The 8,054-nt window shown below is 69.9% G+C and carries 8 protein-coding genes; 3 read left to right on the forward strand and 5 right to left on the reverse strand.

Translation table 11 applies throughout. From position 1 onward, the window contains the following. Positions 1-116: 116 nt before the first annotated feature. From AC07AL_RS38230 to AC07AL_RS38245, 4 genes are all read right to left on the reverse strand, one after another. Positions 117-524: a hypothetical protein gene (locus AC07AL_RS38230; protein WP_478319546.1), complete on the reverse strand. Its 408-nt coding sequence runs from the start codon at positions 522-524 to the stop codon at positions 117-119. 360 nt (positions 525-884) lie between these two features. Beyond that, positions 885-1,265 carry a nuclear transport factor 2 family protein gene (locus AC07AL_RS38235; RefSeq protein ID WP_400808666.1) on the reverse strand — a complete coding sequence of 127 codons (381 nt, stop codon included), beginning with the start codon at positions 1,263-1,265 and terminating at the stop codon, positions 885-887. An 85-nt stretch (positions 1,266-1,350) separates the two neighbouring features. Further along, the gene (locus AC07AL_RS38240) at positions 1,351-2,046 is read right to left on the reverse strand and encodes a type 1 glutamine amidotransferase domain-containing protein (protein WP_478319547.1); all 696 of its coding nucleotides are present in this window, start codon (positions 2,044-2,046) and stop codon (positions 1,351-1,353) included. 193 nt (positions 2,047-2,239) lie between these two features. Beyond that, on the reverse strand, positions 2,240-4,009 hold the full coding sequence (locus tag AC07AL_RS38245) for an MOSC domain-containing protein (RefSeq protein WP_478319548.1): 1,770 nt from the start codon (positions 4,007-4,009) through the stop codon (positions 2,240-2,242). A gap of 300 nt (positions 4,010-4,309) precedes the next feature. On the opposite strand from AC07AL_RS38245, the gene AC07AL_RS38250 reads away from it, so the two are divergent. Next, a complete protein-coding gene (locus AC07AL_RS38250; RefSeq protein WP_363620614.1) occupies positions 4,310-4,849 on the forward strand; it encodes a hypothetical protein in 540 nt (179 codons plus the stop codon). A gap of 79 nt (positions 4,850-4,928) precedes the next feature. Beyond that, positions 4,929-5,840, forward strand: a complete 912-nt coding sequence (locus AC07AL_RS38255; protein ID WP_363587231.1) for a Tn3 family transposase — start codon at positions 4,929-4,931, stop codon at positions 5,838-5,840. An 82-nt stretch (positions 5,841-5,922) separates the two neighbouring features. On the opposite strand, the gene AC07AL_RS38260 is transcribed toward AC07AL_RS38255, so the two are convergent. Further along, positions 5,923-6,615 (reverse strand): TetR/AcrR family transcriptional regulator, encoded by a 693-nt coding sequence (locus AC07AL_RS38260; protein ID WP_363587232.1) that lies wholly within the window; start codon positions 6,613-6,615, stop codon positions 5,923-5,925. 53 nt (positions 6,616-6,668) lie between these two features. Here AC07AL_RS38260 and AC07AL_RS38265 point away from each other — a divergent pair, with 53 nt between their 5' ends. Next, entirely contained in the window at positions 6,669-7,787 is a 1,119-nt protein-coding gene (locus AC07AL_RS38265; protein WP_478319549.1) for an FAD-dependent oxidoreductase, read from the forward strand. Positions 7,788-8,054 lie beyond the last annotated feature (267 nt).

Consider the following 8,054-nt stretch of genomic DNA (forward strand, 5'->3'; position numbering starts at 1 on the left):
CCCCCCCCCCCCCCCCCCCCCCCCCCCCCCCCCCCCCCCCCCCCCCCCCCCCCCCCCCCCCCCCCCCCCCCCCCCCCCCCCCCCCCCCCGCCGCCCGCCGTCGGCCGTCGGCCCGGCTACGCGGTGCCGACGGTGAGCCGGGTGATGGTCCCGACCACCTCGGTGTCGGTCGCGTCGAGCAGCGAGGCCCGGACGGCCGCCGTGTCACCCGCGACGTAGCGGCTCTGGTTTAAAGTCGTGACCGGGACGGTCACTTGGACATTCGCGCCCGTGCAGTTCGGGGTGAAACGGGCGTAGCCAAGGGCGCCGGACGCACGGTCCTCGGCGGTCACGGTCGCGGACGCGACGAAACCGCCGGCGTCGCAGGAGTACGCGATGGTGACGTTCACCGTCGCCGAGGCGCCACCGGAAACGGTCGCGCCGTCGACCCGCACCCCGGTGCCGGCGTGCGCCGGGGCCGCTCCGAGCACCACCCCCGCGAGCAGTGCGGGTACGCCGAGCAGAGTCACGATCCTGCCGTTCATGATGTCCCTTCCAGCGCCGATCGCTGCTCCCACACCGTCGACGACGGTACGGACCGGCCGGACGGCAAGTCGATCCCGGAGTCCTTCCCCGGGGTGATACGCCGGGACCGGCACCACCGGCACCACCGGCAGCGTCAAGGCACTACCTGAAAAGACTTGACTGTACATCATCTATCAACCCTGGCCGGGCAATTGATCAAAATCGAGGCGTCACTCCACCTGACCTCGGCGGTCGGCGCTGAACCCGCCCTCCGCCCGCGCGGCCCCTCCCAAGCGGGCTGCCCACGCTGCCCGCTACTGCCTCGGCGCGCTCGGCGAGTTCGGGTGTGTTCGAGGTCGCGGCCGCGGACCAGCGGCGGATCACTCCCCAGGTTTGACCCACTGCGACCGCCAGGCCGGCGGGTCGAACGGGTCGGCGAAGTACTGCGTCTCCCGCACCACGCGGCCTGCCGAGAACTCCATGATGCTCACGGTCTGCGTGGGTTTGCCGTCATAGGTGAGCACGAACTCGGTCACCCAGAGGTCGCCGGATCCGAGGATCCTGCGCACGGTGAAGGTCCGGACCGCGGGATGTTGGGTGCGCAGTGCCTGGATGTTGCTCCTGCCGCGGATGACCTCGCCGGACTGCGGGTACTCGACGATGACGTCGTCGGCGTAGATGTCGTGTTCCGCGTCCGCGTCGCCGCTGTTCGATGCGGCCCAGTGCCGGTCCAGCAGGGCCCGGGCAACCGTCGCTTCCACCGTCATGGCTCCTTCGCTCGGAACACCACGCGTCCGATGTCCTGCGACGCGGGCGCGTGCCTGGGCCGGATCGCCCCAGGACTGGTCACTTGAGGATCTCCAGCATCCGGTTCCCGAGGACCGCGGCCGAGGCCGGATTCTGTCCGGTCACCAGGTTGCGGTCCTCGACCATGTAGGGCTCCCAGACCGGACCGCGGCTGAAGTCGACCCCGACCTTCGCCTTCACGTCGGTCTCCAGCAGCCATGGTGCCCTGGAGGCCAGTCCGACGCCGTCCTCCTCCTCGTCGGTGAAGCAGGTGATGTGGTAGCCCTTGAACGGCGACTCGCCGTGGATCCTGGTGGCCAGCATCGCGGCGGGACCGTGACAGACGATGAACAGCGGCTTGCCCGAGGCCAGTTGCCGGGTCAGCAGCCGCCCCACGTCGGCGTCCCACGCCAGGTCCGCCATCGGACCGTGACCGCCCGGCAGGTAGACCGCGTCGTAGTCCTCCAGACGCACGTCCGACAGCTGTAGCGGTCGACGCAGCACCTCGGCGGAACGGATGACGGCCTCCAGCTCCAGGGCGCTGTCGTTCCCACCGACCATCTCGGGGCGCAGGCTCATCATGTCGACGGTCGGTGTCACACCGTTGGGCGTCGCGACGACGACCTCGTGACCGGCGTCCGTGAGGATCTTGTACGGGTTCGCGAACTCCTCGGCCCAGTAGCCGGTCGCGTGCCGCGTGCCGTCCTTCAACACCCAGTAGGTGGCTCCGCTGACGATGAAAAGCACCTTTGCCATGGCAGAGATCCCCTCTCGGACACATGCCAGGAGTGGGTTCGGCGGGATGCCCCACGGTGGGATGTCCCACGCAACCGACCCGCCCCGCCGGTCTCCTCCCCTCGCCCCACGCAACCACGCTAGGCAGCTGCGCCGACCGCGCGCAACCCGGTGCTCCATCGGCGGTAGCGCCCCCGGTCACGGACACCTCCGGTCACATGTCCAGGACCACGTCGGCCGGGGGCGTCGAGCAGCAGATGAGCGCGCTTCCCATGGCGGGGGGCTCCAGGGGCTGCGGGGCGTACTCGACGTGGCCGGAGAGGAGCGCGGTCTCGCAGGTGTGGCAGATTCCGGTGCGGCAGGACCAGCGTACGGGCACGTCGCACGCCTCGGCGAGTCCGAGCAGCGTGCCGTAGTCAGGGTGCCAGGGGACGATCAGCCCGGTGCGCGCGAAGGCTACGGACGGTCCCGGGCGGCCGGCGGGAGGAGCGGCCGGCTGGTGCGGTGCCCGGGCGGATCCGGTCACCACACCGGGGGTGACGGCGGACGTGGCCCCGAAGACCTCGGTGTGGATCCGGGAGGACGGCAGGCCGCAGGCCTGAAGGGCTCCGGTCATGTCCCGCATGAACGCGTTCGGTCCGCAGATGTAGGCGTCGGCGTCCGGAGGCGGCTCCAGGCCGCGGATCCGCTCGGGACTGAACCGCCCGCTGACCGTGTAGTCGAAACCCGGGCGGTCTACGCCGGACGGACGGCTGTAGGAGACGAACGACCGGCCTGCGGGCAGCTGGGCGAGCAGTGCGCGCACTTCGTCGGCGAACGGGTGGTTCTCGCCGTCCCGGGCCGCGTGCAGCCACCACACCGCGCGCTGCGAGTGCTCCGCGGCCAGGGCGTGCAGCATGGCCAGGACCGGGGTGGCGCCGACACCGGCGGACAGCAGCAGGACCGGAGTGTCCGCGTCCGTGAGCAGGAACGTGCCGCGCGGGGCGGCGACATCGAGGACGTCACCCACCTTCACGTGCTGGCGCAGGTAGGTGCTGGCGACACCGTTCGGCTCCTGCTTGACACTGATGCGGTACGTTTCGGCGCCCGGCCGGCCGGAGAGCGAGTAGTTGCGGATGACCGGGGAGGCCTGGGGGTCCGGCCGCAGGCGGACCGTGAGGAACTGCCCCGGCAGAGCGGCGGGGAGGGGCTCGCCGTCGACCGCCGCCAGAGTGAGCGAGAAGATGCCCGCGCTCTCCGGCTCGATGCGGGAGACTTCGAGCCGACGGAACCCGGGCCAGGCCGGCGGCGGGCTGCTGGTGGTCAGCCCGCGGTTTCCACCCGCGGCGCCGGAGCCGCGGTCCGCGTCGTCGAGCAGGGCTCGCAGCGACGTCTTCCAGCCGGGGCTCAACGCGGTGATGCGCAGGGCCCGTTCGAGCTGTGGCCGGGCGTGGCCGGGCAGGTAGAGCAGCGCGTCGATCTCCGCGACGGTCATCTCCTCGGGGCCCGAGGCGATCTTCACGATCTCGTCCCCGGCCCGCACCCGCCCTTCGGTCAGCACCCGCATGTAGAAGCCTGGGCGGCGATGGGACACCAGCAGGGCGGCCATCTGCGGCTCGCCGAGCCGCAACCCCACGCGGTAGCACGTCACGCGGGGTTGGGTGACCTCGAAGACCGCACCGCCGATCCCGTAGCGGTCACCGATGCACACCTCGTCGTCGGCGAGTCCGTCCACGGTGAGGTTCTCGCCGAACTGGCCGTACGTGAAGTCGTCCCGCTTCAGGTGCTCCTGCCAATGGCGGTAGGAGCTCAACTGGTAGACCAGTACGGCACGTTGCTCGCCGCCGTGCCCGGTGAGGTCACCCTGCCCGTCGCCGTCCAGGTTGAGCCGGCGCGCCATCACGGGCCCGGCGACGGGGTGCTTCCAGATGCCGGTGCGGGTGGTCCTGCCCTGCCAGGGGACGTCCTTGGGCATGCCGACGTTCACGGCGATCAGAACGGCCATGACCTGTGCTCCTCCCGCGCTCGACAGGCCGGTTCCTCCAGCGTCGTACGGTCGGCCGCCGGCCGCACCCGAAGAACTCTGCGCGGCGCCGGGGCGCGGCGACGAGTAGAGTGAAAACCGGTGGGCGCCGCCGCCGGACGTGTGCCGCAGGCGCGGGTACGCCGCCGTCGTCGAGGCGATCATGAACCTCGACGATCATGCACCTCGAACAGGCCCCGTTCGTCACCGGCGAGATCCTGTGCGTCGACGGCGGCCAGAGCGCCGGCTTCTGAAAGAACCGGGATCGGGAGCGATCGACCTATGCGCACTCGCAAGCAGCTGACCCCGCTTGGCGCTGTCGGTGCGGGCCTGGCGGCGGGAGTGGTCGGCACCGTCTGCATGGACGCCGCGCGGTTCCTGCGCCAGCGCCGGGCCGGTGGCGAACGCAACGCCCTGCACTGGGAGTTCGCCCCGGTCCGCACCTGGCAGGAGGCGCCGGACCCAGGGCAGGTCGGAAAGCGCCTGGTCGAGGCCTTCACCCGGCGCGAGCTGCCGGACAGCGCGGCGTTCCCCGTCAGCACGTTCATGCACTGGGCTTACGGAGTGGGCAACGCGGCCTTCTACGGCGCCGTCAGCGCCTCGCTGCGCAAGCCCCACGTCCTCTACGGGCTCCCGTACGGTGCGCTCGTGTGGCTCAGCGGATACGTGGTGCTTCCGATCGCGGGACTCTACAAACCCATCTGGACATACGACGCCAAGACGCTGGGTGATGATCTGACCGCCCACCTCGCCTACGGCCTTGGCACCAGCAGCGCTTTCTGGTTGCTGAGCAGGGTTTCCGTGTTCTCACGACAGCTGTAGTTCGCGATCCGGCCGATGCTGGTGCTGGTCGGCGAGGTGGTGGCCGGGTCCGGGCATGATGACGGTACACATCGCGACCATGGCGAGGTGTGACCCAGGATCCGACCTGATCAATATCGCGCTGTTCACGCACTTCATCCCGTGCGGGGTGTGGGAGGCCGTCTACATCATCGAGGGCCTCCTCAAGAACACCTCCGAGGTCAAGCCGACCACCGTGCACGCCGACACCCAGGGCCAGAGCGTGCCCGTTTTCGCCCTGGCGCATCTGCTGGGCTTCGATCTGATGCCCAGGATCAGGAACTGGAAGGGCCTGACCTTCTACCGTCCGTCCAAGCAAAGCGAATACGTCCACATCGACTCCCTGTTCGGCGAGCCGGGCAAGAACGTCATCGACTGGGATCTGATCGAGTCCCAGTTCCGGCACCTGATGAAGGTGGCCGTGTCCGTGCGGGAGGGCGCCATCTCGTCCTCGACGCTGCTCAAGCGGCTGCGGTCGGGCTCGCACAAGAACTCCACCTACACCGCCTTCCGCGAGGTCGGCCGCGTGATCCGCACGGTGCAGCTGCTGCGCTACCTCTCGGACGCGCCGCTTCGCCGGCGGGTGACCGCGGCGACCAACAAGGTCGAGTCGTTCAACCGGTTCTCCCAGTGGGTCGGCTTCGGCAATCAGGGCGTCCTCGCCGACAACGACCCCATCGAGCAGGAGAAGGCGATGAAGTTCAACGCCCTGCTCACGAACGCGGTGATCTTCCACAACGCCCTGGATATCGCGGAGATCATCCGCCAGCTCCTGGAGGAGGGCTGGGAGATCGACCCGGAGGACCTGGCCCACATCTCGCCGTACCTGACCGAGCACATCAAACGATTCGGCGAGTACTCCACCCACGAACTCGGTATCCAGCCCGAGGCGTACGACCCGAAACTCGACGTCGACTTCACCCAGCTTCGGGACCAGGACCCGGCCGCCTCCGGCTTCAGCACAGCCGCCTGACCGTCACCTCTGTGAAGGACCCTGTCATGCCCGTTGAGCAGTACGGCCCTCCGCCTCGCTCGCATTCGGCAGGAGCTGAGCGTCACGCCGGCGGCCGGGCGAGTTTGGCGGCCACGGCGTCGAGGACCCAGTCCAGGCCGGTCGCGAAGGATGCCTCGGCGTCCACGTCCGTGCCCTCGTACACGGCCTTGGTCAGCGCCGGGAAGCGGCCCGTGGCCAGCATTCTCGTCAGGTGCGGGCCGCGGGCGCGCTGCCAGTCGTGCTTGGACAGGCCCGTGGCGCGCTCGGCCCGCAGATTCGTGATCTCGCGCCTGATCGCGCCCGTGAAGTAGGCGCTGACCGTCTCCACGGCGCGCATGACGGTGTCGATGTCGGCGAGGCCGTCAAGGGCGGACAGGGTGGACTCGGCCACGGCGAGGCCGTTCGGGCCGAAGGCCGGGCGGCCGCCGAGCAGGTCGGCCAGCCATTCGTGACGGAGGGCGGCCTGCCTGGTGCGGTGGGCGAGGACGCCCAGCGCCTCCCGCCAGTCACCGGGCTGTTCCTCGGGGAGAATCTCGGCCTGGACCTCGTCCACCATGAGGTCGAACAGCTCCTCCTTGGTGGAGATATATCCGTACAGCCGCATCGGGCCGGCCTCCAGCCGGGCGGCGACCTTGCGCAACGACACCGCCGCAAGGCCGCCCTCGTCGGCCAGCGCGATGGCGGCGGCGACGATCCGCTCCCGGTCGAGCGGCACGGGGCGAGTCGGCGGCTCCGGCCGGTCCCACACGGTCATGGTCACTCCGAACTGTTGCGATGCATCGTAATGAGCAAATACAGTGTATCGATATGAGACATCGTATCGCTGTGGTCGGGAGCGGCCCCGCCGGCCTTACCTTCGCCCGCGTCCTGCACCGCCATGGCCACCCCGTCACCGTCCTCGAACGCGATCCCGCCCCCGACGCCCGCCCCCCGGGCGGCACCCTGGACCTGCACGAAGGGCTGGGCCAGCTCGCGCTGGACAAGGCGGGGCTGCTGGCGGAGTTCCAGGAGCTGTCCCGTCCCGAGGGACAGGCCATGCGCATCCTGGACACGGACGGGACCGTCCTGCGCGACTGGCAACCCCGTCCAGATGACCGGGCCAATCCCGAGATCGACCGCGGGCAACTTCGTGACCTGCTGCTCGGGCCTCTGGACGTTCAGTGGGGGCGGGGCGTGACGGAGGTGGTGCCGGGGACCCGGGATGGCGTACTGGTCCATTTCGCGGACGGGCGGCAGGAGACGTTCGACCTCGTGGTCGGCGCGGACGGCGCCTGGTCCCGGATCCGTCCGGCGGTCTCGTCGGTGACGCCGCACTACACCGGCGTCACCTCGGTCGAGACCTTCCTCGACGACGTCGACACCCGCCACCCTGACCTCGCCCGGTTGATCGGCGACGGTTCCGTGGCTGTGTACGGTGTGAACCGAGCTCTCGTCGCCCAGCGCAACAGCGGCGGCCACGTCAAGGTGTACGCCCAGTTCCGCGCGCCGCTGGACTGGCACACGAACCTGGACCTGGCCGACGTCGACGCCGTGCGATCGAGCCTGCTGGCTCTGTTCGACGGCTGGGCCGCTCCCGTCCTCGACCTCCTCCGCCACGGCACCGCTTTCGTCCACCGCCCCCTCTACGTCCTACCCGTGTCCCACACCTGGGTCCACGTGCCCGGGGTGACGCTCCTGGGCGACGCCGCCCACCTGATGCCCCCCTTGGGGGCGGGCGCGAACCTCGCGATGCTGGAAGGCGCCGAACTCGCCGAGTCCATCGCCACCGGCCCTGGAGATCTGGACGAGGCCGTCCGCGCCTTCGAGGAACAGATGTGGGCACGGGCCGGCAGGTGGGCGAAGATCACGACGGCCGGTCTGGAACGCCTCGTGAGCCCGGACCCTGCCGAAGCCCTCGCCCTCTTCGACCAAGTCCAGCCATCCTGACTGCCAAGCGCGAGAGCACCAGTATCAATAGCTCGCCACGGCTTCACGGGAAGGTACGGCACCGTCGCGGTCCCTTCCGGCAAAACCACCGTTAGACGAACGCACGGACGCCTGTACCGAACGCAGCCCTCAGCCCGCTACCGCGAATCCGGTCCGATCCTCCTCGCACACATACTGACATTGGCGCTTCAGGGTGATGGCGGCGGGAGGTCGAGGGAGAGGCCGGTCCCGGCGAGGAATCCGTCGAGGATGTCGGGGCGGTACTGG

It is taken from the genome of Kitasatospora sp. NPDC043949, from assembly GCF_056435365.1.